Source organism: Streptomyces diversicolor (assembly GCF_057537855.1).
Map to the genome: position 1 here is coordinate 1 of NZ_BAAJXA010000075.1, position 24,232 is coordinate 24,232.

21 protein-coding genes and 2 pseudogenes are annotated in these 24,232 nt (G+C 72.8%); 12 read left to right on the plus strand and 11 right to left on the minus strand.

Going from position 1 to position 24,232, the window contains the following annotated elements; all coding sequences use genetic code 11:
• Window positions 1–201 precede the first annotated feature (201 nt).
• On the plus strand, window positions 202–1,647 hold the full coding sequence (gene xylB, locus AC27LF_RS43720) for a xylulokinase (protein ID WP_479662132.1): 1,446 nt from the start codon (window positions 202–204) through the stop codon (window positions 1,645–1,647).
• A gap of 81 nt (window positions 1,648–1,728) precedes the next feature.
• Window positions 1,729–2,934, plus strand: a complete 1,206-nt coding sequence (locus AC27LF_RS43725) for an ROK family protein (protein ID WP_479662133.1) — start codon at window positions 1,729–1,731, stop codon at window positions 2,932–2,934.
• 13 nt (window positions 2,935–2,947) lie between these two features.
• Here the strand turns inward: AC27LF_RS43725 and AC27LF_RS43730 are convergent, their stop codons facing one another.
• Window positions 2,948–3,787 (minus strand): alpha/beta fold hydrolase, encoded by an 840-nt coding sequence (locus AC27LF_RS43730; protein WP_479662134.1) that lies wholly within the window; start codon window positions 3,785–3,787, stop codon window positions 2,948–2,950.
• Window positions 3,788–3,955: 168 nt separating this feature from the next.
• Here AC27LF_RS43730 and AC27LF_RS43735 point away from each other — a divergent pair.
• Window positions 3,956–4,075, plus strand: a pseudogene (locus tag AC27LF_RS43735) (NUDIX hydrolase); the annotation flags it as partial.
• A 614-nt stretch (window positions 4,076–4,689) separates the two neighbouring features.
• Here the strand turns inward: AC27LF_RS43735 and AC27LF_RS43740 are convergent.
• Complete coding sequence (locus AC27LF_RS43740; RefSeq protein WP_479662135.1) at window positions 4,690–5,595, minus strand: DUF4232 domain-containing protein; 906 nt, start codon at window positions 5,593–5,595, stop codon at window positions 4,690–4,692.
• Between the two features lie 419 nt (window positions 5,596–6,014).
• Here AC27LF_RS43740 and AC27LF_RS43745 point away from each other — a divergent pair.
• The 6 genes and pseudogenes from AC27LF_RS43745 to AC27LF_RS43770 form a co-directional block, all read left to right on the plus strand.
• Window positions 6,015–6,299, plus strand: a pseudogene (locus AC27LF_RS43745) (acetamidase/formamidase family protein); the annotation flags it as partial.
• A 50-nt stretch (window positions 6,300–6,349) separates the two neighbouring features.
• Complete coding sequence (locus AC27LF_RS43750; protein ID WP_479662136.1) at window positions 6,350–6,949, plus strand: N-acetylmuramoyl-L-alanine amidase; 600 nt, start codon at window positions 6,350–6,352, stop codon at window positions 6,947–6,949.
• A gap of 175 nt (window positions 6,950–7,124) precedes the next feature.
• Window positions 7,125–8,444, plus strand: a complete 1,320-nt coding sequence (locus AC27LF_RS43755) for a GAF domain-containing protein (RefSeq protein ID WP_479662137.1) — start codon at window positions 7,125–7,127, stop codon at window positions 8,442–8,444.
• A gap of 56 nt (window positions 8,445–8,500) precedes the next feature.
• Window positions 8,501–10,024 (plus strand): acetaldehyde dehydrogenase ExaC, encoded by a 1,524-nt coding sequence (gene exaC / locus AC27LF_RS43760; protein ID WP_479662138.1) that lies wholly within the window; start codon window positions 8,501–8,503, stop codon window positions 10,022–10,024.
• Between the two features lie 512 nt (window positions 10,025–10,536).
• On the plus strand, window positions 10,537–11,157 hold the full coding sequence (locus AC27LF_RS43765; protein ID WP_479662139.1) for a plasmid mobilization protein: 621 nt from the start codon (window positions 10,537–10,539) through the stop codon (window positions 11,155–11,157).
• 1,477 nt (window positions 11,158–12,634) lie between these two features.
• Window positions 12,635–12,787, plus strand: coding sequence for a hypothetical protein (locus tag AC27LF_RS43770; RefSeq protein ID WP_479662140.1), 153 nt, complete (start codon window positions 12,635–12,637; stop codon window positions 12,785–12,787).
• Between the two features lie 256 nt (window positions 12,788–13,043).
• On the opposite strand, the gene AC27LF_RS43775 is transcribed toward AC27LF_RS43770, so the two are convergent.
• The gene (locus AC27LF_RS43775) at window positions 13,044–13,883 is read right to left on the minus strand and encodes an SDR family NAD(P)-dependent oxidoreductase (protein WP_479662141.1); all 840 of its coding nucleotides are present in this window, start codon (window positions 13,881–13,883) and stop codon (window positions 13,044–13,046) included.
• A 183-nt stretch (window positions 13,884–14,066) separates the two neighbouring features.
• Here AC27LF_RS43775 and AC27LF_RS43780 point away from each other — a divergent pair, with 183 nt between their 5' ends.
• Window positions 14,067–14,969 (plus strand): helix-turn-helix transcriptional regulator, encoded by a 903-nt coding sequence (locus AC27LF_RS43780; protein ID WP_479662142.1) that lies wholly within the window; start codon window positions 14,067–14,069, stop codon window positions 14,967–14,969.
• 192 nt (window positions 14,970–15,161) lie between these two features.
• Here the strand turns inward: AC27LF_RS43780 and AC27LF_RS43785 are convergent, their stop codons facing one another.
• Both AC27LF_RS43785 and AC27LF_RS43790 read right to left on the minus strand, forming a co-directional pair.
• The gene (locus AC27LF_RS43785) at window positions 15,162–16,292 is read right to left on the minus strand and encodes an MFS transporter (protein WP_479662151.1); all 1,131 of its coding nucleotides are present in this window, start codon (window positions 16,290–16,292) and stop codon (window positions 15,162–15,164) included.
• Window positions 16,293–16,336: 44 nt separating this feature from the next.
• Window positions 16,337–16,912: a Chromate resistance protein ChrB gene (locus AC27LF_RS43790; RefSeq protein WP_479662143.1), complete on the minus strand. Its 576-nt coding sequence runs from the start codon at window positions 16,910–16,912 to the stop codon at window positions 16,337–16,339.
• Window positions 16,913–16,941: 29 nt separating this feature from the next.
• On the opposite strand from AC27LF_RS43790, the gene AC27LF_RS43795 reads away from it, so the two are divergent.
• Window positions 16,942–17,391, plus strand: a complete 450-nt coding sequence (locus tag AC27LF_RS43795) for a GntR family transcriptional regulator (protein ID WP_479662144.1) — start codon at window positions 16,942–16,944, stop codon at window positions 17,389–17,391.
• A 227-nt stretch (window positions 17,392–17,618) separates the two neighbouring features.
• Here the strand turns inward: AC27LF_RS43795 and AC27LF_RS43800 are convergent, their stop codons facing one another.
• From AC27LF_RS43800 to AC27LF_RS43810, 3 genes are all read right to left on the minus strand, one after another.
• On the minus strand, window positions 17,619–18,833 hold the full coding sequence (locus tag AC27LF_RS43800; RefSeq protein ID WP_479662145.1) for a glycosyltransferase: 1,215 nt from the start codon (window positions 18,831–18,833) through the stop codon (window positions 17,619–17,621).
• Window positions 18,830–19,630: a MerR family transcriptional regulator gene (locus tag AC27LF_RS43805; protein WP_479662146.1), complete on the minus strand. Its 801-nt coding sequence runs from the start codon at window positions 19,628–19,630 to the stop codon at window positions 18,830–18,832. The genes AC27LF_RS43800 and AC27LF_RS43805 overlap by 4 nt, the downstream gene beginning before the upstream one ends.
• A gap of 145 nt (window positions 19,631–19,775) precedes the next feature.
• Window positions 19,776–19,964 (minus strand): hypothetical protein, encoded by a 189-nt coding sequence (locus tag AC27LF_RS43810; RefSeq protein WP_479662147.1) that lies wholly within the window; start codon window positions 19,962–19,964, stop codon window positions 19,776–19,778.
• 24 nt (window positions 19,965–19,988) lie between these two features.
• Here AC27LF_RS43810 and AC27LF_RS43815 point away from each other — a divergent pair, with 24 nt between their 5' ends.
• Window positions 19,989–20,504 (plus strand): nitroreductase family protein, encoded by a 516-nt coding sequence (locus AC27LF_RS43815; protein ID WP_479662148.1) that lies wholly within the window; start codon window positions 19,989–19,991, stop codon window positions 20,502–20,504.
• 52 nt (window positions 20,505–20,556) lie between these two features.
• Here AC27LF_RS43815 and AC27LF_RS43820 read toward each other — a convergent pair whose 3' ends face one another.
• The 3 genes from AC27LF_RS43820 to AC27LF_RS43830 form a co-directional block, all read right to left on the minus strand.
• Window positions 20,557–21,594: an ACP S-malonyltransferase gene (locus AC27LF_RS43820; RefSeq protein WP_479662152.1), complete on the minus strand. Its 1,038-nt coding sequence runs from the start codon at window positions 21,592–21,594 to the stop codon at window positions 20,557–20,559.
• 548 nt (window positions 21,595–22,142) lie between these two features.
• On the minus strand, window positions 22,143–22,859 hold the full coding sequence (locus tag AC27LF_RS43825) for an alpha/beta hydrolase (protein ID WP_479662149.1): 717 nt from the start codon (window positions 22,857–22,859) through the stop codon (window positions 22,143–22,145).
• A gap of 53 nt (window positions 22,860–22,912) precedes the next feature.
• A partial coding sequence (locus AC27LF_RS43830) for a beta-ketoacyl-[acyl-carrier-protein] synthase family protein (RefSeq protein WP_479664817.1) occupies window positions 22,913–24,232 on the minus strand: 1,320 nt, incomplete at its 5' end.

The window sequence follows — 24,232 nt, forward strand, 5'->3', positions numbered from 1 at the left end:
CTGGTAGCTCATGCCGCGGCTCCTTGTTCGCTTGCGACTATTTCGTCATGGCGGTTTACAAATTAGTATGCGGTCGCAGCCCTGGGAAGGGAGAAGATGTCTCCAAAGGGGTGACATCCGGGTCGCCCCGGACATCACCGCCGGGACACACCCGAGAAGACCAGGTCAGATCCCCGCGAGCCGCGGAAAAGGGAGAGCCCGATGTCAGCAGCCGATGGTCCGCTCGTCGTCGGCGTGGACACATCCACCCAGTCCACCAAGGCGCTGGTCGTCGACACGGCCACGGGCCGGGTCGTGGCGAGCGGCCAGGCGCCGCACACCGTCACCTCCGGCGCGGGCCGGGAGAGCGACCCGCGCCAGTGGTGGCAGGCCCTGTGCGAGGCCCTGCGCCAGTGCGGCGACGCGGCGCGTGAGGCCGCCGCGGTGTCGATCGGCGGCCAGCAGCACGGCCTGGTCACCCTGGACGGCGCAGGAGAGCCGGTCCGGCCGGCCCTGCTGTGGAACGACGTGCGCTCGGCGCCGCAGGCCCGCCGGCTCGTGGAGGAGCTGGGCGGCCCGAAGGCATGGGCGGAGCGCACCGGCAGCGTGCCCGGGGTGTCCTTCACGGTCACCAAGTGGGCCTGGCTCGCCGAGCACGAGCCGGAGGCGGTCCGCGCCACCAAGGCGGTGCGCCTGCCCCACGACTACCTCACCGAGCGCCTCACCGGTCAGGGCACCACCGACCGCGGCGACGCCTCCGGCACCGGCTGGTGGGCATCCGGCACCGAGACGTACGACGAGGAAACCCTCGCCCATGTGGGGCTCGACCCGGCGCTGCTGCCCCGCGTGGTCCGGCCCGGCGAGGTGGCGGGCACCGTGCGCGACAGCCATGACCTGCCGTTCTCCAAGGGCACCCTGGTGGCGCCCGGCACCGGGGACAACGCCGCCGCCGCGCTCGGCCTCGGGCTCCGCCCCGGCACCCCGGTGCTGAGCCTCGGCACGTCCGGCACGGTGTACGCGGTGTCCACGCACCGCCCCGCCGACCCGACCGGCACGGTCGCGGGCTTCGCCGACGCGCACGGCGACTGGCTGCCACTGGCCTGCACCCTGAACTGCACCCTCGCCGTCGACCGCGTCGCCGCGCTGCTGGGCCTTGACCGGGAGGCGGTCGAACCCGGCACCGCCGTCACCCTGCTGCCCTACCTGGACGGCGAGCGCACCCCGAACCTGCCGAACGCCTCGGGACTGCTGCACGGCCTGCGCCACGACACGACGGCGGGGCAGCTTTTGCAGGCCGCGTACGACGGTGCCGTCCACGCGCTGCTCGGCGCCCTCGACCTGGTGCTCGACGAGGACGCCGACCGGAGCACACCCCTGCTGCTGATCGGCGGCGGCGCCCGCGGCACGGCCTGGCAGCAGACGGTGCGGCGGCTGTCGGGGCGGCCCGTGCAGGTGCCCGAGGCCAGGGAACTGGTCGCGCTCGGCGCTGCGGCCCAGGCGGCCGGGCTGCTGACCGGCGAGGATCCGGCCGCGGTCGCCCGCCGCTGGAACACGGCCGCGGGCCCGGTACTGGACCCGGTGGAGCGGGACGAGGCGACGCTGGCCCGGATCTCCGGGGTACTCTCCGACGCGGCCCCGTTGCTGGCCCGGGGGACGGACACTCCGTGACCGGCGTTCGCGCCGGAAGGCCGCTGAGGGACACCGCGCCGGAGGGCCGCTGAGGGACATGGAGCGAGGATCGACGCAGGCATGACCGCACCGCCGCACGAGGGCCCGGCCCGTTCCGGCCGCCTGCCGGACACCCAGCAGGGCATGCGCCGCCGCAACCTGGCCAGGGTGATGCACGCCGTCAGCGCCGAGGGGCCGCTCTCCCGGGCGGCGGTCGCCTCGCGCATCGGGCTGACCCGGGCCGCGGTGTCGACCCTCGTGGAGGAACTGACCCGTTGGGGGCTGCTGGAGGAGCTGGGCCCCGAACGGCCCGGCCGGGTGGGCCGTCCGGGATCGGCGCTCGCCGTCAGCGGCCGCGGCCCGGCCGGGATCGGCGCGGAGGTCGGCGTCGACCATCTCGCGGTGTGCGCGGTCGACCTGCGCGGCGATGTACGCGCGCGTGCCGTGCGGCACGGCGGCAACCGGGGCCGTGCCGCAGAGCCGGTGCTCGATGAACTCGCCGCCCTGGTGCGCCGGGTCGTCGCCCAGGCGGAGCGGGCGGGCCTGTGGCCCGCCGGGCTCGCGGTCGCCGTACCCGGCCTGGTGGCGCGCGATGCCCGCACGGTCGTGCGCGCCCCGAACCTCGACTGGCGGGACACCGACCTCGGCGCCCTGCTGCCCGTCGGCCTGCCGCTGACGGTGGACAACGAGGCCAACTTCGGCGCGCTCGCCGAACTATGGCTGGGCGCGGGCACCCCACGGGACTTCCTGCATGTGTCGGCCGAGATCGGCATCGGTGCCGCGGTCGTCGTGGACGGGCGGCTGCTGCGCGGCACCCGGGGTTTCGCGGGCGAGCTGGGCCATGTCCCGGTCCGCCCGGACGGCCCGCGCTGCCCGTGCGGCGGGCGCGGATGCCTCGAACAGTACGCCGGTGAGGAGGCGGTCCTGCGCGCGGCCGGACTTGCGCCCGGTGAGGATCTGGTCGGGTTGCTCGCCCGGCGTGCCGACGAGGGGCACGAGGACGTACGACGGGCCCTGCACGACGCCGGTACGGCGCTCGGCATCGCCCTGACCGGGGCGGTGAACCTGCTCGATCCGCAGTCCGTGGTGCTGGGCGGCGCGCTGGCCGGGCTCTCGCCCTGGCTCCTGCCGTCGCTGGCGAAAGAACTGGCGGACCGCACGGCGGGGCCGCCCTGTCCCGTGTCGGTGTCACGGCTCGGCTCCGAGGGGCCGCTGCTCGGGGCCGCGCACTCCGTGGTGCGGGCCGTCCTGGACGACCCGGCGACAGTGGCCGAACACATCGCCTGACGGCCGGGGCGCCTCAGCCGAGGAAGTCCCCGACCGCGCCCACGAAGTACCCGGCGTCGTCGAGCCAGGGGAAGTGGCCGGCGCCCGGCTGCGCGCTGAACCGGGCGTCCCGGAACAACGCCGCGTACTCGGCCAGCGCGCCCGGCGGGGAGTTGAGGTCGTACTCGCCGGCCAGCAGCAGCACCGGCTGTGCGAAGGCGGCGAGTGCCGCTCGGGTGGTGTCCGGGTCGAAGGCGCCGTCCGCGGTGAAGACGGCGGCGGCCGAGTCGTTGCGCTGCCGCTCCTCGGCGGCCCGGTGTTGTCGCGCAGCCGCGTCCCAACGGCCGTAGGCAAAGGGTGCGACGGCCCGCCAGGAGTCGACGGTCGCCCGGCCCGCGACGATCTCTTCGAGGGCCGCGCGGGCGGCCGGGTACCAGGGTTCGCCCGCGCGGAGCGCCGCCGTGTCGCGGCGGAGGTCGCCGCCGATCGTGATGCCGACGGCCATGACGCTCGGGGTGATCAGCGCGAGTCTGCCGACACGCCCCGGGTGGCGCTCCAGGTAGCGCACGGCCAGGTTCGCGCCCGCCGAGTGCCCCAGCAGATCCGTCCGGTCGAGCCCGAGGTGGTCGCGCAGCGCGTCCACGTCCGCGACGAGGCGGTCGCAGCGGTACGAGTCCTCGTCGTCCGGCACCTGTGACGCTCCGGTGCCACGCAGATCCAGCAGGACGAGCCGCCGGTGGACGGACAGGCCGCCCAACTCGCCGAGGTACGCGGAGTCCTGCATCGGACCGCCCGGCAGACAGACCAGCGGGGGACCGTCGCCGAAGACGTGGTAGGCCAGTCGGGTGCCGTCGGGCGCGGTGAAGGCGGGCATGGCGCAGACCCTCGCAGGAACGTTCGGGGCCCGGCAACCGGATTGTCCGGCAGCCACGGGTGGAAGACATGCGGCGTGCGAGACCGGGAGGCGTACATGGCGGACTGGGTGCCCCGTGAGCAGTGGATCGAGTCCCAGCCGCGGACGCTCCTCGCGTCGTGCGTGGTGATGCTGGACGGACGGAACCGCCTCCTGCTGCTGCGCTACGGGCCCGGGCAGCCGGCCGCCGGGACCTGGTGGCTGCCGGGCGGGATGCTCGATCACGGCGAGGACCCGTGGACGGCGGCGCGGCGGGAGATGCGGGAGGAGACGGGCGTCGAACTCGGTCCGGTGCCCCGGCTGATCGGCGTCGACCACCGGGCGGACGTGCTCGGCACGGGTCCGGTCCTCGACTGCTTCTTCGACGGGGGGGATCCTCGCCGAGGACGCGGGAATCCGGCTCAGCTCCGAACACGACCGGCACGGGCTGTTCACCCTCGACGAGTTGACGCGCACACCGCTCGCCGCCCGGCTCCCCGCGCTGACCGCCCTGCACGCGGCTGCGATGACCGGGACCCTCGCATACCTCCGGGAGGGCGTTCCCGTGTGACGGCGGGGAGGGGTGCCGGGGCCTTGACCGTGTGCGGCCGTCCTGCTGGGTGGCCACGGGAGGGGCGTGGGGATCCTGACCGTGCGGCGCGGCCTGCCGGGTGATCACGAGAAAGGCGCTGGGACCCTGGACGTGTGCGGCCGCCCTGCCGAGTGATCACGGGAAGGGTTTCGGGACCCTCACCGCGTGCGGCCACCCTGCCGGGTGATCACGGGAAAGGCGTCGGGACCCTGGACGTGTGCGGGCGTCCTGCCGGGTGATCACGGGAAGGGTTTCGGGATCCTGGACGCGTGCGGCCCGGTGTGCCGGGTGGTCACGGACGCCCGGTCCTCTTCCATGGACCGACGGCGAGCTTTCCGGTCGTGCCCAGGTCCAGTTCCGGTGTCACCATCACCGGCGCGGCGCCCGGCTTCGCCCGCACCCGCACATAGGGGGCGTGCACCGGGGTGCCGGAGAGCACCGTGTTGCGCCACACCAGCCCGGCGTGCGCGCCCTCGCCCGGCTTCAGGGCCAGCGGCCCGGGCGGCCCGTCGGCTCCCGTGCTGCCTGCGACGGAGGACCCGTCGTGCAGGATCCGCAGCCCCTCCACCGTCCGGTGGGCGTCGTCGAGGACGCTCAGCCGGGGGTAACCCTCGATGCGGTATGTGTCCGTGCCGCAGTTCTCCAGGCGGAGGCTCACCACGCGAAGTCCCATGGCCGCGTCGCCCTCGTCCGCGTACACACGCACCCCGGACGACGGGCAGGGACCGCCCGGTGCCGGTGCCTCGTCGGTGGGAACGCTGCGCACCTTGGCCACCTCCACCTGCGCCTTCACCTGCGCCGCGCCGGCCGTGCCCTCCGGCGGCGCGGGCATCTTGACCGTGCCGGTCACGGTGGCCTCGGGCGCGACGGACGCCAGGACTCGTGACGCGTCCACCGGCGCCGCGCCGCCGTAGGGCCGGAACCGGAAGGTGAGGGTGTACCGGAAGGGCCTGTCGTGGTGGTTGGTGACCTGAAACACCGCGCAGTCCCCGGTCGGGCCGCCGACGTCGATCAGCGTGACACCGTCCGTCTCCGGTCCGCCGCTTCCACCCGTCGCGGTCGGCTTCCCCGGTGAGCCGGCATCGCACGAAGGACGGCCTGGGTCACCGGAGGACCGAGCCGGCACCTGGCTGCCGCAGGCCGTCAGGAGCAACGCGGCGGCGACGGCCGCGAGCGGCGGGAGTGACGTGGCACGCATCCGCCGAGTCGACCAGGATCCGACCACGATGCGCTGTGACCGGGACCACTCGTTCGGTCACAGCGCTGTCACAGAGACAGGGCAGTTGTCCAGCATCCGGAGCCGATTCCCCCGACCGGGTGGCGGCGTTGTCCACAGTTTCGCTCTCGTCCACCGATTCACACGCCGACCTTCTGCCCAACCCGCCAGCGCCGTACCGTAATTCACGCGAGACGCAGCCGGGCACCGGACCGACCGGGACCGCGGGTGCGCGACGGTGACAAGGGGGTTCACTGATGTCGGGGGAATTCATCCCAGGGCCGCGCGGGACGCCATCGGGCCGCGCTACGGCCCGTGTTCGTGTCCTGCCCGGGTTCCTCGCCCGGCTCCACTCCCCCGTCGTGGGCGTCGTGCTGCGCGGCACGGTCGTCGTCGGCGGGGAGCCGGACACCCACATCATCTCGACCGGTTCGGCGCGCCCTTCGGAGGACACCTTCCGGACCTCCCAGGCGGACCTGGTGTGGTGGCTCGTGCGCCACCACGGATTCACCGAGTTGGACGCGTATCAGTTCGCGACCCAGGCGGTCGAATCACCGTTGGCCAACGTGTGCGACACCCCCTACACGTGCGTGGCGAAGCTCCGCGAAGAACGGCCGCCCGCCCGCGAAACCCACCGCGGCATACCCGCACGGCCGCGCGAGACGGCGAACGCACTACACGCCTGACCTCGCCACGGCAGTTCCCGAATCCCCCCACACCGAAAGGCGAATCGACCATGGACCGGTCCCGACCGCTGCCCAGCAGACGACGGATCCTGAAAGGCGCGGCGCTCGCCGCGGTGCCCTATGCGATGCTTCCCGGCGCGCACGCCGGCGCGCAGACCCAGGCCGTCGACTACCCGTCCGCCGAGTGGCAGCCGGCCAGCACCTCCAACTACACGGCGTCCAGCCGTCCCAGCGCCTATCCCGTGGACCGCGTGATCGTCCACGTCACCCAGGAGACGTATGCCAGCACCCTGTCCATCTTCCAGAACCCGCAGAAGAAGGTGTCGGCGCACTATGTGGTCCGTTCCGCGGACGGGCATGTGGCGCAGTGCGTCCGTGAGGCCGACATCGCCTGGCACGCGGGGAACTGGGACTACAACACCCGCAGCATCGGTATCGAGCACGAGGGCTGGGTGGATCAACCCGCCTACTTCACCGACGCGATGTACACGCAGTCGGCGAGGCTGACGGCGGCGATCTGCGAGAGATACGGCATCCCCAAGGACCGGGCGCACATCCTCGGGCATGTCGAGGTGCCCGGGACCGACCACACCGATCCGGGGCCCAACTGGGACTGGGTCCGCTACATCAGACTCGTCAACCTCACCTGACCGGTCCCACCGTCCGGCGCGGTGCTCTGTCGGGTGTTCGCCGAGGCCCCGTCCACCTTGTGCGCCCGGCGCACGCCGTCGCCCATCGTTTGGGTGAGAGCGGTCGAAACTGTTGTCCGCGCCCACCCCCCGGGTGACGATGTCCCCTACCGCATCGCCGTCCGGGGAGGCCGAGGTGACCGATCCATGGGTGGCCCTGGAGCCGGGGGCCGACCCGGCCGAACGCGTCCGAGTGCTGCGCCGCGCGCACGAGACGTTCACCACGGCCGGCACGGTGCCGCGTCCGGTGCGTTCGGTGGTGGCGGACTCGTGGCGGCGTTCCGCACGGGCGGGCGTGGGCCCCGACGGCAGCGCGAACGTGGAACTGACCGACGGCGACCTCGGCGCCTACCGTGCGGAGCACCCGCTGGCCCGGGTCATGCCGCTGTTCAGAGAGCTGATGGGCACGTTCGCGGCGGACGGCGAGCATCTGCTCGCGGTGTGCGACGCGCACGGCAGGCTGCTGTGGGTCGAGGGCCATCCGGCGACCCGGCGCAGAGCGGACCGGATGAACTTCGTGCCGGGTGCGCGCTGGTCGGAGAGCGCCGTCGGGACCAACGCGCCGGGCACGGCCGTCGCCATCGGCCGGCCGGTGCAGGTCTTCGCGGCCGAGCACTTCATCCGGCAGGTGCAGCCATGGACCTGCGCGGCGGCACCGGTGCACGATCCGCGCACCGGCCGGGTGCTCGGGGCGGTGGACATCACCGGCGGGGACGGGCTGGCGCACCCGCACAGCCTGGGGTTCGTACAGGCGGTGGCGCGGGCCGCCGAGTCCCAGCTCGCGCTGCTCGCCCCGCCGCGGCCCACGGAAAAGGCGGCCGGCCTGACCGCGCTGGGTCGCGACGAGGCGCGGCTCGTGCTGGACGGGCGCCGGATCGTCCTCGGCCGGCGGCACAGCGAGCTGCTGGTGCTGCTTGCCCGCCATCCGGAGGGTCTGACCGGCGACGAGTTGCGGTGCGCGCTGTACGAGGACGAGTCGGTGACGCCGGTGACCCTGCGCGCCGAACTGGCCCGGCTGCGCAGGCTGTTGGGTCCGGGACTGCTGGCGTCGCGGCCGTACCGGCTGACGGCCTTGGTGGAGTCCGATGTCGCCGTGGTGGAGCGGCGGCTGGCGGCGGGCGCGGTCACGGCGGCCGCGACCGCGTACTCCGGTCCGCTGCTGCCCGGCTCGCAGGCACCGGCCGTGGTGCGGCTCAGACGGCGCCTGGCCGACGGGCTGCGGGCGGCGCTGATCGCCCGCCGTGACCCCGATCTGCTGGCGGAGTGGGCGCACGCGCCCTGGGGCGAGGACGACCTGGAGGTGTGGCGGGCGCTCGCCGCAGTGCGGCCGACGGCGGCGGTGCGGGCGCGTCTCGCGGAACTGGAGTCGGAGCTGGCGGCACCGCCCGCCCCGGCCATCACGCCGGGCGGCGTGCCGACCGGCCGCGCAACGTGGTTGCAACGTACCCGTCCCTAGCCTCGGCCGCGCGAGCTGCCCAACGGCGGGCAGCGCTTCACCGGAGGCAGACCAGGATGACCCGTTACGCGGCGCCCGGCACCGAGGGCGCGATCGTCTCCTACCAGGCGCGCTACGACCACTTCATCGGCGGTGCGTACGTCCCGCCGGCGCGCGGGCAGTACTTCGAGAACCCGTCGCCGGTGAACGGACAGCCGTTCACCGAGGTGGCGCGCGGCACCGCGGAGGACGTGGAGCGAGCGCTGGACGCGGCGCACGCGGCCGCGCCCGCCTGGGGCCGCACGTCGGTGACGGAGCGGGCCGGCATCCTGCTCAAGATCGCCGACCGTATGGAGGCCTCGCTCGAACAGCTGGCGGTGGCCGAGAGCTGGGAGAACGGCAAGCCGGTGCGTGAGACGCTGGCGGCCGACATTCCGCTCGCCATCGATCACTTCCGCTACTTCGCGGGGGCGATCCGGGCGCAGGAGGGCTCGCTGGGCGAGTTGGACGACGACACGGTCGCCTACCACTTCCATGAGCCGCTGGGTGTCGTGGCGCAGATCATCCCGTGGAACTTCCCGATCCTGATGGCGACATGGAAGCTTGCGCCGGCGCTCGCCGCGGGCAACGCCGTGGTCATCAAGCCGGCCGAGCAGACCCCGGCGTCGATCCACTACTGGATGAGCCTGGTCGCTGACCTGTTGCCGCCGGGTGTGGTGAACATCGTCAACGGTTTCGGCGTGGAGGCGGGCAAGCCCCTCGCGTCCAGCCCGCGGGTGGCGAAGGTGGCGTTCACCGGCGAGACCACGACGGGGCGGCTGATCATGCAGTACGCCTCCGAGAACATCAAGCCGGTCACGCTGGAACTCGGCGGCAAGTCGCCCAACATCTTCTTCGACGACGTGTGGGCGCGGGACGACGACTTCCGCGACAAGGCGCTCGAAGGCTTCACGATGTTCGCGCTCAACCAGGGCGAGGTCTGCACCTGCCCGTCCCGGGCCCTGATCCAGCGCGGCCACTACGCCGAGTTCCTCGACGCGGCGGTCGAACGCACCCGGCGGATCAGGCCCGGCCACCCGCTGGACACCGACACGATGATCGGCGCGCAGGCCTCCAACGACCAGCTGGAGAAGATCCTCTCCTATTTGGACATCGGCAGGCAGGAGGGCGCCCGGGTGCTCACCGGCGGCGAACGCGTCGAGCATGACGGTGAGTTGAAGGGCGGGTACTACGTCCAGCCGACCATCTTCGAGGGCGACAACCGCATGCGGATCTTCCAGGAGGAGATCTTCGGACCGGTGGTCTCGGTCGCCTCCTTCGACGACTTCGACGACGCCATCAAGATCGCCAACGACACGCTGTACGGCCTCGGGGCGGGCGTGTGGACGCGCGACGTCAACACCGCGTACCGGGCGGGACGCGCCATCCAGGCGGGTCGCGTCTGGACCAACTGCTACCACACCTACCCGGCACACGCGGCCTTCGGCGGCTACAAGCAGTCCGGGATCGGCCGCGAGACACACAGGATGATGCTGGAGCACTACCAACAGACGAAGAACCTCCTGGTGTCGTACTCCCCGAAGAAGCTGGGCTTCTTCTAGACCAACAAAAGGGCGCCTGACCAGGCAAGATACCCATCAGGCGCCCTTCTCCAGGCTCACCTAAGGAGCACGGCGAAACACACCCTTACTCCCGATATCTCCCCCTGGTGTCCCACCTCCGACCAGGTTTTCCGGGGCATTTCCGGGCCAAGACCCGGCCACGCGGCTCTGACCGTCGTCCCCCGACTCCTCCCACCGCTTCTCGGCCCTGACCAGCTCGACTATCTGGCGACGGAACTCCGGCGGGCAGGCCGGACGCGTCCGTGGCACGACGAACTCCTCCTTGCGGGACCCAGGATCCCAAAGCGGAAGGTTGTCCATCACACCGGGGCAACTTCAGACGTGCTGGTCCGCAGAGGGTTCCTGCATGGTGCGGTCCTCGCCCCTACCGGCCAGTGGCTCGTCCAGCACCGTCCCGACAGACCCGTGACCGTCCTGGCAGGACCGACCGCCATGGTCGAGCTGGCTGCCGCCATCCAGTACCGCACCCGCACCCGAGGGCCGCGACGCCGATGACGAACCCGGACACACAGGGCAGCGCCCACCACCGTGAGCCGAAACCCAACCCGGCCTCGGGGCGAGCAAGTTATCCCCTTGGATACTCCGCCGTGAGCGGAGTATCCAAGGGCTCCCCTGCCCCAATTTGGCAGGGGACCGTCCGGCGCCGGGGGACGCCGGACGAAGAGGCCGCGACCGAGGGCGGATCGCAGCCCCAGGGACAAGAGCAGAGACGCGAGTGCGCTGCGCCACCGCGCACGCGCCGCCGCACATACCAGCGCCGTCAGCGCCCCCACATACGCAATACGCGCTTGAGCGACGACGAACTCGCCCACGTCACCGGCGCCGCCGAGGCCGCCGGCCTCACCCTCGCCGGCTTCCTCGCCTGCGCGGCCCTCAGCGCCGCCCGCGACCTCAACCGAACCGCCAGCGTGATCGCCGACGAACGGGAAGTGATCGCAGAGCTCTTCGCGGCCCGACGCCACCTGGGCCACGTCGGCAACAACCTCAACCAGATCGCCCGGGCGATCAACGCCGGCGCCCGCCCGCCCCAACTCGACGTCGTGATCGCAGCCACCGAACGCGCCGTCCAGCACGTCCAGCACGCCACCGACCGCCTCCTTGACCAGCAGTAGGAAGCACCATGGGCATGATCCCCACAATCCACAAGCGCGGTCAGCTCACCATCGGTCTCCTGTACTACCTGTACGGGCCGGGCACGTACGAGGAACACACCGACCCGCACCTGGTCGCCTCCTGGGACGACAACGCCCCCGACCCGGGCCGTGATGCCGACGCCACGCTCAAACTGCTACAGTGGCTCCTCGACCAGCCGGTCGACGCCGTCGAGGTGACAGAGCGGCCCAAGAAGCACGTCTGGCACCTGTCGGTCCGCAATGCCGCCGAGGACCGGTCCCTGACCGACGAGGGGCGGGGGGACGTGGCCCGCTGCATGGTCGCCGCCAGCGGTATCGACGAGCCCGAGCAGGGCACCGGCTGCCGGTGGGCGGCCGTCCGCCACGCCGACGACCACATCCACATCATCGCAGCCTCGTCCGCGAAGACGGCCACAAACCCAAGCTCAACAACGATGCTGCCCGCGTCCAGGCCCAGGCCCGCGCTCTCGAAAGGGAACTGGGCCTGCGGCAGCTCAACAAGGGCGACGGCACCGCCGCAAAACGCCCGACCAGCGCCGAGCGCCACAAGGCTCGACGCCAGGGCCGCAAACGCACCGCGCGAGAGGAACTACGCGAAACCGTCCGCGACGCAGTGCCCGACGCCGCAAGCGGCGCGAAGAGCAGAGGCGGATACCTCGCTTTCGGTGATGAGTGGGGGCCATCCCCGCAGGCGCGGGGAGCAGTGGGAGGCCGAGCAGGTCAAGGTGGCCGACTCGGGTCCATCCCCGCAGGCGCAGGGAGCAGAGCCGGGCCAGCAGCTCGATGGTGGAGTGGAAGGGTCCATCCCCGCGCCCGCGGGGATGGACCCTCGTGAGCTACAGGTATGCAGACCCTTACGGGCTGCTCCCCGCACCCGCGGGGATGGACCCGGGAGGCCGGTGTCGGCGGCGGCCAGGAACGCCTGCCCCCCGCACCCGCGGGGATGGACCCACGGCTGCGCCTCGTCGTCCGCCGGGTCCCAACTGCTCCCCGCGACCCGCGGGGATGGACCCTTGATCTCTTCGGGCCGAGGCTTCGTCGTGTCCTGCTCCCCGCACCCGCGGGGATGGACCCACGGCCAGGGACGGTGGGCCGTGTCGGCAACGGCTGAATTTGCACCCGTTGCCGAGAGGCCGTTCTGGCGCATCTGTTCCCCGCACCCGCCGGGCGGCACCGCCGAGCGAAACCCCCGAGCGGAAGGCGTGACCCCGCCGACACGGCGGCCTTCCAACAGGGCAGGGCCTCCAGCCCTTCTTACTCGCGTGGTCCCCGCTGACGCGGGGATGACTCGGGCCAAGAGGCCGAGGCCAAGTATGAGACCTTGCCGCTTCAGGCGGCGTGGGATAGTGCTAAGCCAGTTCTACACGTGGGCCGTGCGGTTCGAACAAGTCGTACGTCTACACCGAGGGAGGTCGCCACCGATGCGAGGCGCCCTCCCCACCAAGATCCGGACTATATGCGGGCCGAAGCCCGCCGACTCCCCGTCGGCACTGCATTCACACAGGTCAGCGGCATACAAGTGATGTACCACCAGCAGACCAAGAACCTCCTGGTGTCGTACTCCCCGAAGAAGCTGGGCTTCTTCCAACCACGGAAGAAGGGGGCCTGACCAGGCCAGATCTCCGTCAGGCGCCCTTCTCCGGGCTCTCCTGAGGAGCCCGGTGGAACGCTTCCTCGCTTCCGATACCTCCCACTGATGTCCCAGCTTTGGCCAGATGTTCCGGGGCATCTCCGGGTCAAGGCGAGGCCCAGCGGCCGGGGGCAGCTGGGCCGGGTCGGGCACACGGTCGGGATCCGCTGCATCTGCGGCTTCGGGTGCCTTTCTGCTTCTTCGGGTGCCTTTCTGTTTCTCAGGGTCGGGGGGATCACGCTGCGTCGTCGCAGGCGGTGGCGGCGGACTTGTCCTGCCAGGCCGCGAGGTCGTCCTGAAGGCTGCGGATCTTGACCAGTTGGCGTTCGATCGCGTCGCGGCCCAGGGCCAGATGCCCGGGGAGCTTGTCCCCGCTGGTGACCTCGTAGATCAGGGCGGCGCCCTTGACGGGGTCACCGAGCTGGGTGTGGTTGGCGGTGTCGATCCAGCCCAGGGTGGCGTGGGCGGGGGTGCCGTCGTAGGCGGGGATGCGCTGGGCCGCGGTCGACAGGGAACTGGCGTCGAGGAAATCGGTGCGGAAGACGCCCGGCTCCACGACCATGCTCTGGATCCCGAACGGCTCCAGCTCGACCGCCAGCGCCTCGCCGATGCCGGCCACCGCGAACTTCGAGGCGCTGTACATGCTCACTCCGGGCTCCCCCTCGAATCCGGAGCGGGAGCCGATGTGCACGATCTTCCCCGCCCCGGCTGCTCGCATCACGGGCAGGACGGCACGGGTCATGTTGATCAGCCCGAAGACGTTGAGGTCGAACAGGGAGCGCGCTTCGGAGTCGGTGATCTCCTCCAGCGCTCCGAGCAGGCCACGGCCCGCGTTGTTGACGAGGACGTCGATGCCGCCGAAGTGCCGCACGGCCGTCTCGACGGCAGCCGTGATCTGCTCGCTCCGGGTGACGTCGAGTGCGACGCCGAGGACCCGCTCGGAGTGCCGCAGGTCGTCCGGTAGCTTCTGCGGGTTCCGGGCGGCGGCCACGACCCTGTCGCCGCCCCGGAGCGCGGCCCGCGCGATCTCCAGACCCAGCCCGCGGGATGCGCCGGTGATGAACCACGTCGACATGAGATGCCTCCACATCGTCTGCTCGAAGAGTGCCCCGGCCGCCGCTCCCGGCGGAGGGGTCCGGCATCCACTGAACCAGCTCTGAACAGGCAAAACAGGCCGCAGAAGGGCCCGCCTCATCGGGGGACAAAGTGGGCCACCCTCCCGCCGTCGAATCCTCTGCGACTGCGCGACCCTGGACAGATGGACCGTGAGCACCCCACCAGCGCACCGATGGCGGCATTCCTCCGCGCCGCCCGCTCGCGCCTCACCCCGCAGGAAGCCGGGCTCGACGACCCCGGCCTGGGCCGACGCCGGGTATCCGGCCTGCGCCGGGAAGAACTCGCCCGGCTGGCCGGTGTGAGCGTGGACTACTACACGCGCCTCGAACAGGGCCGCAGCCGCAGCGCCTCCGCGGAAGTCCTCGACGCGCTCGCCACCGCCCTGCACCTGGACGACGCCGAGCGCAGCCACCTGCACACCCTCGCCCGGCCCCGGCCCGTCCGGCGCCGCCGTCCCCGTCCCCAGCGGGTCCACCCCGCGACCTGGGACCTGCTGGACACCCTCCAGCAGGCCTGCCGTCCCGGCTTCGTCCTCGGGCGGCGCCTCGACGTGCTGGCCCACAACCAGTTGGCCGGGCAGCTGATCACCGACTTCCGGGCGCTTCCCGCGGCCGAGCGGAACCAGGCGCGCTTCGTCTTCCTCGACCCGCACGCGCGCGAGCTGTACCGGGACTGGACCCGCGTCGCCGCGGACACCGCCGCCATGCTCCGCCTCGACGCGGGCCGCCACCCGGACGACCCGGACCTGAGCGCCCTGGTCGGAGAGCTGTCCATACACAGCGGGGAATTCCGCCGCTTCTGGTCGGACAACAAGGTCCACCGGCGCACGACCGGCACCAAGGACTACCACCACCCGCTCGTCGGCGACCTCACGGTCACCTACCAGGCCCTCACCCCCGCAGACGACCCGGACCAGATCCTCTTCGTCTACGGCACCGAACCCGGCAGCCCGTCCGAGACCTCCCTGCGCCTGCTGGCCCAATGGAGCAGGCCAGCGGCCGATACCGGCAGCGCCACAGCGCAAGCCCCGGGAGCCCACGACTGACACAGGCCCGCTCCAGTCGTCGAGCAGCAGGAGACGGACCCGATGCGGACCGGTCCTCCCCCACGACAAGCGTTGTCGCCCGGCCCGGAGGCTTTGCGCCTCGGGTCGGCGAGAGACGAGCGCCACGGAAGCCGGCGGAAGCGTGGGCGGCGCGTTGGTCGGCGGGTTCCCGCCGGTGGGCGGGGTCGCGGGTCAGCGGGGTGTGGGGCGTTCTCGCAGGGTGAGGGTCAGGAGTACGGTCAGCAGGGCGAGTGCGGCGTATCCCCAGCCGAGGGTGACGGTCGAGGCGATCGACGCGACGAGGAGCGGGCCTCCGGCGTCTCCGAGTTCGCGGCCGAGTTCGGCCGTGCCCATGGTCTGCCCCATCCACTCCGGCGGTGTCGACGCGGCCAGGGTCGCGAAGCCGAGCGGTGTGATCAGCCCGGTCCCCGCACCGATCAGGACCGCCGCCACCAGCAGACCCGCGACACCGGGCAGTACGGCGGCGGCCAGGCCGCACCCCGTCAGCGCCAGGCCCGCGACCAGGCCGGAGCGCGTGGTCAGCCGCTCCGCGTCCAGGGCCCGCCCGGCCCACGGCTGGACGAGCGCCGCGCACGCGGCCAGCAGCGACACGGCCGCGCCGGTGGCCACCGGCGGCAGACCGTCGGCCCTCCCGGACAGGGGCAGGAACCCGACGCCGACGGACAGGGCGGCGGTGGCGGCGGCCAGTGCGGCCACCGGCCGCACGAACGCCCCGTCCGCCAGGCGGCGCACCAGGCCGGCGAGGGTCTGCCGCGTCCTGGGCAGCGGCGGTACGGCCGGGACCGCCAGGGCCGCCCACAGTGCGACCGCCGCGGCGAGCACCATCAGCACGGCGAACAGCAGCGTCAGCCCGCCCGCCCACACCAGCACCCCGCCGAGCAGCGGCCCCGCGGTGTAGCCGATGCTCTTGCAGAAGCCGTAGGAGCCGAACGCCCGCCCTTGTTCGGCCCGCGGGTTCAGCCGGGCGACCAGCGCGGCGGCGGCCGGGGAGAACGCCGAGGCCGCCGCTCCCTGTCCGAGCCGGGCGGCCCACAGCCAGTCCGGGTCCCGCACGGCGACGAACACGGCCGAGGCGGCGGCGAACGCGATCAGACCGCCCACCAGGACCGGGCGGGCGCCGACGCGGTCGGCGAGCGTGCCGAACACCGGCTTGAGTACGACCTCCGCGCCGTCGTACAGCGCCAGCAGCACCCCCAGATACAGCACCGACCTGACCAGATCGGCATCGCCCGCGCCGAGGTTGGCAGCGATGCCGTGGGCGCCGAAGGCGGTGGTGAACCCGGCCGCGTACAACGGCCACATCCGCCGCCGCCCCGCGGCGGGTATCGCGGCCACCGTCCGCCCGCTCACGGCGCTTCCTCGCCGCCGGCGCCGGAGAAGGCGTGCAGGTGGGTGAAGACCCGCTCGCTGTAGTCCTCGAACCGCCGTGCACACTCAGCAAGTTGCCGATCGGCCTGCTGGACGCCCCGGGCACCGAACACGTCCCGGGCCTTCAGGTCCCGGTGCCAGCGCCGCAGCCGCTCCAGCGACTGCTCCTCCTCTTCCAGCTCGGCCAGGGTGAACTTGCCCTTGCCGATCTCCTTGTCCAGCTCCGCGGTGTACTTGCCGCAGTCGGCGGTGAACTCCGCCCAGTCCTCCTCGCGGGCGGCGGTGAACATCGCCTGGAACCGGGCCGCATCCTCGGGTCCCCGGCCGACCGCGCGCAGCACCACGCTCTCGCCCTGGGCCCGCTCGGCCAACTCCAGCGCGCGCCGCACGCCGTCGGCGAAGACCGGCACGTCCGGGACCGCCCACACGCCCTGGCCGAGCGACAGCGCACCGACCTTGCTCAGCTCCCGCCACACCGCCACCCGATGCCGCGACGGCCGCACCGGCAGCCGCACGATCAGCACCACCCACTGCATCACCGGTTCGCCACTCACCCGCTGAAAGTAACACGCGTTACAAATTCTTGAGGAGTGGGCGTCACGTCGCCGCCCTGCCGGGCGGGTGCGGCAAGCGGCTGCCGAGAGGCAAAAGCCGGCAACTTCCTCCCGGCAGTCGGCTTCCCACGGAGGCCGAGCTCCAGCGGCTGTACTCGGTCGGCCGCGCGACCGCGCAGCGAGTGCTGACCGAGCCGGCGCAGGCCGGGCTGGTGGAGCGACACCGCCGGCGGGGCATCTTCGTCACCGACGGAGCACGGCAGGAGAACCTGCTGCGCTTTGTCAACGAGTCCCTCCCGGGGCCGAAGATTCCCGGGCGGCATGCCGTGGAGTCCGCGCAGGTGGTCCAGGCCCGCGAAGCCGGTCTGGATCTGCCGGGCGTGGACGGCGACGCTCGTGACGCCGGCCGACGCCATACGTTCCTCCCTCGCGACCGCGGCCGCACACACCGTCGATCCCCACTACGCCATCGCCCTTGACCGACTTCATCGCGCTGAGCAGCACTCTCTGCGGACCGCCGCCGGCGGCAGGACGGGCGAGTCGCTGGGCCGGGCCGTGCGGAGCCGGCACGACGGCCAGGGCACGGTCGACCGTCCGCTCACGCGGCGCGCTCGGGATCACGGGGGGGTGCTCGCACGGCTCCGATCGAACGTGCCGGCGAGATGGAAGCCGCTCCGGGCGGCTGGGAGACGGGGGCGGGCTGGGGTCAGGTGTTGGTGAGGTGTTGGATGGCCTTGCGGGTTCGGGCTGCTCCGTGCTCGGTCGTCATGTGGTGTGCGCCGCTCGTGGCCGCTCGTGTGAAGGTCTGTTGTCTCACGACTTGGTCGAGCGCGGCGGCGAGCCGTTCGGCGGTGAGGGACCGGAAGGGGATCGGGTCAGCGGCGGCGCCGAGGGCGGCGAGCCGTGCCGCCCAGAACGGCTGGTCGGCGCTCACCGGCACGGTGACCGCGGGCACTCCGGCGCGCAACGCGGCTGCCGAGGTGCCGGCCCCCGCGTGGTGGACCACCGCGGCCAGCCGTGGGAACAGCAGGGCGTGCGGTACGTCCCCGATGGTGAGGACGTCGTCGCCGTCGGCGGCGAGCCCGGCGCTGCCGGCCTGGAGGATGCCGCGCAGCCCGGCGCGGCGCAGGGCGTGCACGGCGATCTCGCTCAGCCGCTCCCCGTCGCCGGCCGCCATGCTGCCGAAACCGATGAGGACCGGCCGGGGCCCGGCCTGAAGGAAGTCCTCCAGATCGGCGGGCAGCCGTTCGGCCGTATCGTGATGGGGCCACCAGTTGCCCACCACGTCCAGGCCGGAACGCCAGTCGGCGGGGCGCGGCACCAGCGCCGTACTGAAACCGTGCAGGATGGGCCAGTTCGCTCGTTCCTGCCGTCGGCGCATCGCGGGGGCGGACAGCGGGGGCAGGCAGAGGCGCCGGCGCAGCTTCGCCACCGCCTGTGCGTAGACCCGGTCGGCCATCCGCAGAGCGAAGCGTCCGGCCATGAGGTTGGCGGGGCGGCCCAGCGAGCGGGCGCCGGTGACGACGGGCGGGAAGTCGCGGGTCGGTGCGGTGGGTTGGAGGTAGACGCCGAGGCTCGGTGTGCCCATGGCCTCGGCGAGGTGCCAGCCGAGCGGGGCCGTGGTGGTCGACAGCAGGAGCAGATCCGTGTCGTCGCCCATCGCGTCGGCGAACCCCTGGCCCAGTTCGGTGATGAACGCGGCGGCGGTACGCATCAGTTCACGTTTGCTCTCGACGCCGCCGCGGGCCCGGGGGTCGGCGGGGAGCGTGCGGAATTCCAGGCCGGCGTCGCGTACGAGGGGTGCGAAGGTGTCGGTGGTGGCGAGGGCGACGTCGTAGCCGGCGCGGCGCAGTTCGGCGCCCAGGCCCGTGTAGGGCGCGACGTCGCCGCGCGATCCGGCCGCGGCGATCAGGATCTTCATCGGTTCTCCTCGGATTCGGTGCAAGCGCCTGTGTGGCGGGCCGCGTTGGCGTGGACCGCCCGGCACAGATAGGCGGCCAGGCCCGGGCGTTGCTGCGACGGCGGTACCACCAGGGCGAAGGCGCGCGGGTCGGCGACGAAGTCGTCCGCGATGCGCCGGTGCATGTCGGGCGGGCAGGAGGTGAACCAGCGTGAGATGTGCAGGCGGTGCTCCTCGGCGAGGTCCATGGCCCGCTCGCCGTCGCTCGGCTCACCCTCGTCGAAGGCCGCGAGCAGTTCCGCGCGCCAGGCACCGGCCTCGCCCATGAGCTGCCGCCAGTCCTCCTTGGTGTGGGCGGCGGCGCGCGCCATCGCCTCGCGCTGCCCCGGCGAGTGCGCCCACTTCGCCTCGGCCTCGGTGGCGTAGCTCAGGTCGAAGGTGATCTCACCGAAGACCTCGAAACGTTCCGGAGGGGTCAGGGACACCCCGGTCTGCTGGACCTCGATGGCTCGTTCCGCCACCTCGGCCAGCCGCCGCAGCCTGGCGATCTCCTCACTCAGCTGTCGCTGCCGGGCCCGCAGCTGCTCCAGGGCGTTCGCCTGCGGGTCTTTGAAGATCGTGGCGATCTCGTCGAGGGAGAAGCCGAGTTCGCGGTAGAACAGGATCTGCTGCAGACGCGCCAGGTCGGCGTCGCTGTAGAGCCGGTAACCGGCGTGGCTGCGGCCACTGGGCGAGAGCAGCCCCGCCTTGTCGTAGTGGTGCAGCGTACGCACCGTCACCCCGGCGAAGGCCGAGACCTGCCCCACGGAATAGCTCATCCGTCTGCCCTTTCGTCGGCATACAGCCTCAAGCCTGACGTAAGGGGAGGGTCAACTCGCGCTCGCCGGGCCTTGTCGTCGTCCGGGCCGGCCCGTGCCGGACATGTGTCGGCGGACCCGGCTGTTCGCGCCGGTCTCTTCGCCGTCAGTTCACGTCCGGCAGGGCAGGTTCGAGAAGGATCTCCGCTGCCGCCCGTGCGTGCCGGCCGTAGTCCGCCTCGTCCAGCACCATGGAGCGGCCGGCTGCCCCGTCCGCGAGGGTGGCCAGTTGTTCGGCGAGTACGACGGGTTCGCGGCAGCCCAGCTCCGTCAGCAGGGCGGCGATCAGCCGCACTATCCGGAGTTTCTGTTCCCGGGCGTGGTCAGCGGCGCGGCGCGTGAGCGTCTGGCGGACGCTCTGCGAGCGGCCCACGCCGAGAAGCGCGTCTCCGTGGACTTTCCGTTTGACGAAGGGATGTACTCGCCGGTGCATCAGGCACGCCGGGCGTCGTTCGGCGCCAAGCTGTACGGAGCGCTGGGCATCGGCCGTGACGATCACAGGGCGCGGGCGGCCTATGACGTGGAGAGTCTGCGCTTCTACGGCGCGCCGCACGCCGCGTTCCTGTTCGTCGACGGTGACGGCGGGCCACGGCTGGCCGCGGATGTCGGCGCCTACATGCAGACGCTGCTGCCGGCGATGACCGCGTACGGTGTGGGCAGTTGCCCGCAGGGGATGCTGAGCTTCTACGCCGACACCGTCCGCGCCGAACTCGGCGTGACCGGGGGAAGGCTGCTCGTGGGTGTCTCCTTCGGCTATGCCGACGAGGTCGCGCCGGTGAACTGGGTCACGACCGGGCGTGCCGCGCTCACGGCAACCACGACGTTCCTTGCCTGACCGACCGTCCCGTGTGCTTCGGCCGAACACCTCCCGGTGTCGTACGTCCTGCTCAACGGCGCGGCCACCATGCGGCGGCCAGTGCGTCCACCTCGGCGGGTGTGGCCACGGGGCGTACTGGGATGTGCGGGGGCAGCAGGCGGCGGGCGAGGCCGGTCAGTGTGCTGCCCGGGCCGAGTTCGACCAGGCGGAGCGGGCCGCCGGGCCCCCGCTCGGCCAGGCCGGCGAGGGTCCGCATGGAGTCGGACCAGCGGACCGGCAGCACCAGTTGACGGACCATCAACTCCCGCCAGGTCGCCGCGTCCCCCCGGCGGGCGCGGGCGTCGACGTTGGCGATGACCGGGCATCGTGCGCGGCGCAGCGGGGCGCGGGCCACGGCGGCGGCGAGGCGGGGTCCGGCAGGCGCCATCATCGGGGTGTGGAAGGCCCCGCCCACCGGAATTCCCACCGCCCGCGCACCGTCCCCGGCCGCCCGCGCGGCCAGCGCCGCGACGGCCTCGGCGGTGCCGGAGACCACTACCTGGTCGGGGCCGTTGACGTTCGCCACCCACACCTGGGCCCGGTCCTCGGCGCGCAGCCGTGCGGCGAGGCGGGACGCGGTCCGTGCGACGTCCGGGGCGATGAGGACCGTCATGGTGCCAGGGGCCGGCCGCACCGTCTCGGCCATGGCCGCGCCGCGCTCGGCGACCAGCCGTCCGGCGTCCGCGGGCGCCAGGACACCGGCGGCGGTCAGTGCCGCGTACTCGCCGAGGCTGTGTCCCGCGCACACCGCGGGCGACAGCGGGCCCACGGCGGTCGTCAGGGCGTCGAGGACGATCATCTCCAGGGCGAAGGTGGCGATCTGCGCGTTGTCCGTACGGGTCAGCCGCTCGGTGCCGGCGTGCAGCAGCAGCGCGCCGACGTCACGGCCGCAGGACTCGGACAGCAGGTCGACGACCCGCCAGTGCGGGGTGTCACGCCAGGGCTCACCCATGCCGGGCCGCTGGGCCCCCTGACCGGGAAAGAGCAGGCCCGTGCGGGGCGGCCCCGCGGTCCGTGGGCGGGCGGTCGCCGGGGGTGCGGCCGGTGGCGTCGGGGCCGGTGAGGCCAGGTCGTCCGAAGTCGGGGCCTGTGCGGTCGGTGGAGACAACGGTCCGGTCCTTTCCCAGTACGCGGACGGCGGCGGCGTATCCGCCGCCCGATCGCGGGCGCAGGACGGTCCAGTCGCCCGGAAGCCCGAACGGCGCCCCGGTGTTCTCGGGGACGACGAGCCGGCGTGCGGCCCGCAGCGTCACCCCGCGGCCCGGTCGCCTTGAGGACGGCCTCCTTCGCGGTCCGGCAGCGCTGCGGGGCTGCCCGGCGCCGGGCGGCGGGCAGCCGGAGGTGGCCGCGCGGTTCGGGCGGGGCGCCGGGCAACATACAGCCGCCGCCGGGTCGGCGCGAGCACGGCGGCGGCCAGGTCATCCAGGTCCTGCTCGCCCGCCGGACCCGCCCCGGGGTGTTCAAGGTCCGCGCCGACCGGCACGCCACGGCACACGGCGCGCAGCGCGCGGTCACGGCCGGATCCGCGGGGCCGGGGAGCGCGGAGGCACGTGTGTCATGGCACACCCCTCACGTGTGTCATGGCAAACACCGCTCACGTGTGTCATGGCGCACCCCTCAGCGCGCCCGGGTCGCCGGGTCGGTGCCGTGGGCGGCCGGCACGGGTGTGCCCAGTACCGCGCCGAGGAAGTCGGGCAGTGAGGCCCTGACCCCGCCGAAGGGCTCGTGTCCGCCGGGATAGCGTTGAAAGGTCACCGGGTGGCCCCAGGCGGTGAGCAGATCGCGCATCCCCGTGCCGCTGCGCTCCGGGACGATCCAGTCCCGGGCCCCGTGGCCGATCCACACCGGCAGACGGGCGTTGGCCGCCGCCGGGCGTCCGCCGGGCAGCAGCACGGTCGGGTCGGGTGGCAGGTACGGCGCGTACAGGGCCGTGCCCGCCAGCGGCTCGGAGTGCCCGAGCGCCAGGCTCAGGGCGACCGTGGCGCCCTGCGAGAAGCCCGCGATCACCGTGCGCCCGGCGCCGATCCGCTCCGTCTCCGCGGTGAGCAGGGCGGTGAGGGGGCGCAACGCGGCGAACAGTTTCTCGACGTCGATCCGGTCCAGCGCGAGGATGCTCTGCGGGAACCAGCACGGCACCGGCAGCCCGGTCAGCAGGCTCGGCGCCGTGACGGGCGCGCGCGGGAACACCCCGCGCACGCCCGCCTCGGCGAGGCGGAGCCGCTGTGCCACGGCCGCCAGTTCGCCGGGCACCTGGCCGATGCCGTGCAGCCACACGACGGTGCCGCGGTGCGGGCCGCCGGGTTCGATCTCCTCGTACTCGGGTGGCTCGTCCACCGGGTGCGGCAGGTCCGGTGAGGTGCGGTGCGAAGACTCCGACTGTCGCCGTTTCACAACCCGTTCACACCGCCTCGGGCGCCGGCCGTGGCGCGGCGGAGCAGCATCGACGCGTACTGGCCGCCGAAGCCGAAGGAGTTCTTCAGCACGGCCCCGACCGGCCGTGCCACGGGGGTGAGCGAGGTGCGGACCGCGCAGGCCGGGTCGGGTTCGGTGCACGTCGGCACCGGCGGGACGATCCCGTGCCGCATGGTCAGGGCCGACGCCACCGTCTCCACGACACCGGAGGCGGCCGAGCCGTGTCCGGTCAGCGACTTCACCGCGCTGACGGGCAGTTCGGCCATCCGCTCGCCGAAGACGCGGTGCAGCGCACGCGCCTCGGTGACGTCGTTGAGACGGGTGGAGGTGCCGTGGGCGTTGACCGTGTCGACGTCGTCGGGTCGCGCGCCGGCCTCGGCGAGTGCGGTGCGCATGACGCGTTCGATCATCTCCGCGCGGGGCGCGGTCATATGGCTGGTGTCCACGGCGAGACCCCAGCCGCCGATGACGGCGTGCGGCTCGGCGATGCCGCGTGCGGCGGCGTGCCCGGCGGTCTCCAGGACCAGCGCGCCCGCCGACTCGTTGATGACCATGCCGGTGCGGCGCCGGTCGAACGGCATGGACGCCCGGGCCGGGTCGCCCTTCCAGCGGGAAAGCGCCATCAGCTGGCCGTACTGGGACAGGACGTACGGTGTGTTCCGCGAGACGGACGCCGAGACCACGGCGTACCGTGCGCGTCCCGAGCGCAGCAGCCGGGCGGCCTCGGCGATGGCCCGCAGTCCCCCGGAGCAGGTGGCCTCCAGGCGGACCGGGAGCACGGCCGTGCCCAGGCGTTCGGCGATCTCCCTCGGGTAGGCCGACAGATCGCGGGTCTCCAGCGGGAGGTCCTTGCCGCGCAGATGCCGCAGCACGGCCGCCGGGTCGTTGCCGACGGTGTCGTAGCGTTCGGCGAGATCCTTCATGTGCGTGACATAGTCCTGCGGGAACGAACCGGTGGGGCCCGGCCACACCCTGGCGTACACCAGGGCGGCGGGGCCCTCGGCGGCGGGTCGCACATCGAGGCGGGCGTCGGTGAGCGCCTGCTCGACCGACGCGTGCATGAGGGTGTCGCCCCAGGAGCGGTGCGGGGCGCCGTGGTCGGCGGCGACCTTCTCCTTGACCTCCTCGGGGATCAGCCCTGCGGTCCAGCCGCAGGGCAGTCCGGTGGTGTCCATCCGCTCCTCCAGGACGATCCCGGAGCGGCCTTCGAGGTTCGCCGACCAGAAGCTCTGCACGTCGCCCCCGATGGGGGTGACCACGCCCATGCCGGTGATGACGATGTCGTCGCTCATGCC

Bases quoted from the DNA above. Each gene is read 5' to 3' on its own strand.
- xylB (WP_479662132.1), top strand. From the start codon at position 202: ATGTCAGCAGCCGATGGTCCGCTCGTCGTCGGCGTGGACACATCCACC.
- AC27LF_RS43725 (WP_479662133.1), top strand. From the start codon at position 1,729: ATGACCGCACCGCCGCACGAGGGCCCGGCCCGTTCCGGCCGCCTGCCG.
- AC27LF_RS43730 (WP_479662134.1), bottom strand. From the start codon at position 3,787: ATGCCCGCCTTCACCGCGCCCGACGGCACCCGACTGGCCTACCACGTC.
- AC27LF_RS43740 (WP_479662135.1), bottom strand. From the start codon at position 5,595: ATGCGTGCCACGTCACTCCCGCCGCTCGCGGCCGTCGCCGCCGCGTTG.
- AC27LF_RS43750 (WP_479662136.1), top strand. From the start codon at position 6,350: ATGGACCGGTCCCGACCGCTGCCCAGCAGACGACGGATCCTGAAAGGC.
- exaC (WP_479662138.1), top strand. From the start codon at position 8,501: ATGACCCGTTACGCGGCGCCCGGCACCGAGGGCGCGATCGTCTCCTAC.
- AC27LF_RS43765 (WP_479662139.1), top strand. From the start codon at position 10,537: ATGACGAACCCGGACACACAGGGCAGCGCCCACCACCGTGAGCCGAAA.
- AC27LF_RS43770 (WP_479662140.1), top strand. From the start codon at position 12,635: ATGCGGGCCGAAGCCCGCCGACTCCCCGTCGGCACTGCATTCACACAG.
- AC27LF_RS43775 (WP_479662141.1), bottom strand. From the start codon at position 13,883: ATGTCGACGTGGTTCATCACCGGCGCATCCCGCGGGCTGGGTCTGGAG.
- AC27LF_RS43780 (WP_479662142.1), top strand. From the start codon at position 14,067: ATGGACCGTGAGCACCCCACCAGCGCACCGATGGCGGCATTCCTCCGC.
- AC27LF_RS43785 (WP_479662151.1), bottom strand. From the start codon at position 16,292: ATGTGGCCGTTGTACGCGGCCGGGTTCACCACCGCCTTCGGCGCCCAC.
- AC27LF_RS43800 (WP_479662145.1), bottom strand. From the start codon at position 18,833: ATGAAGATCCTGATCGCCGCGGCCGGATCGCGCGGCGACGTCGCGCCC.
- AC27LF_RS43805 (WP_479662146.1), bottom strand. From the start codon at position 19,630: ATGAGCTATTCCGTGGGGCAGGTCTCGGCCTTCGCCGGGGTGACGGTG.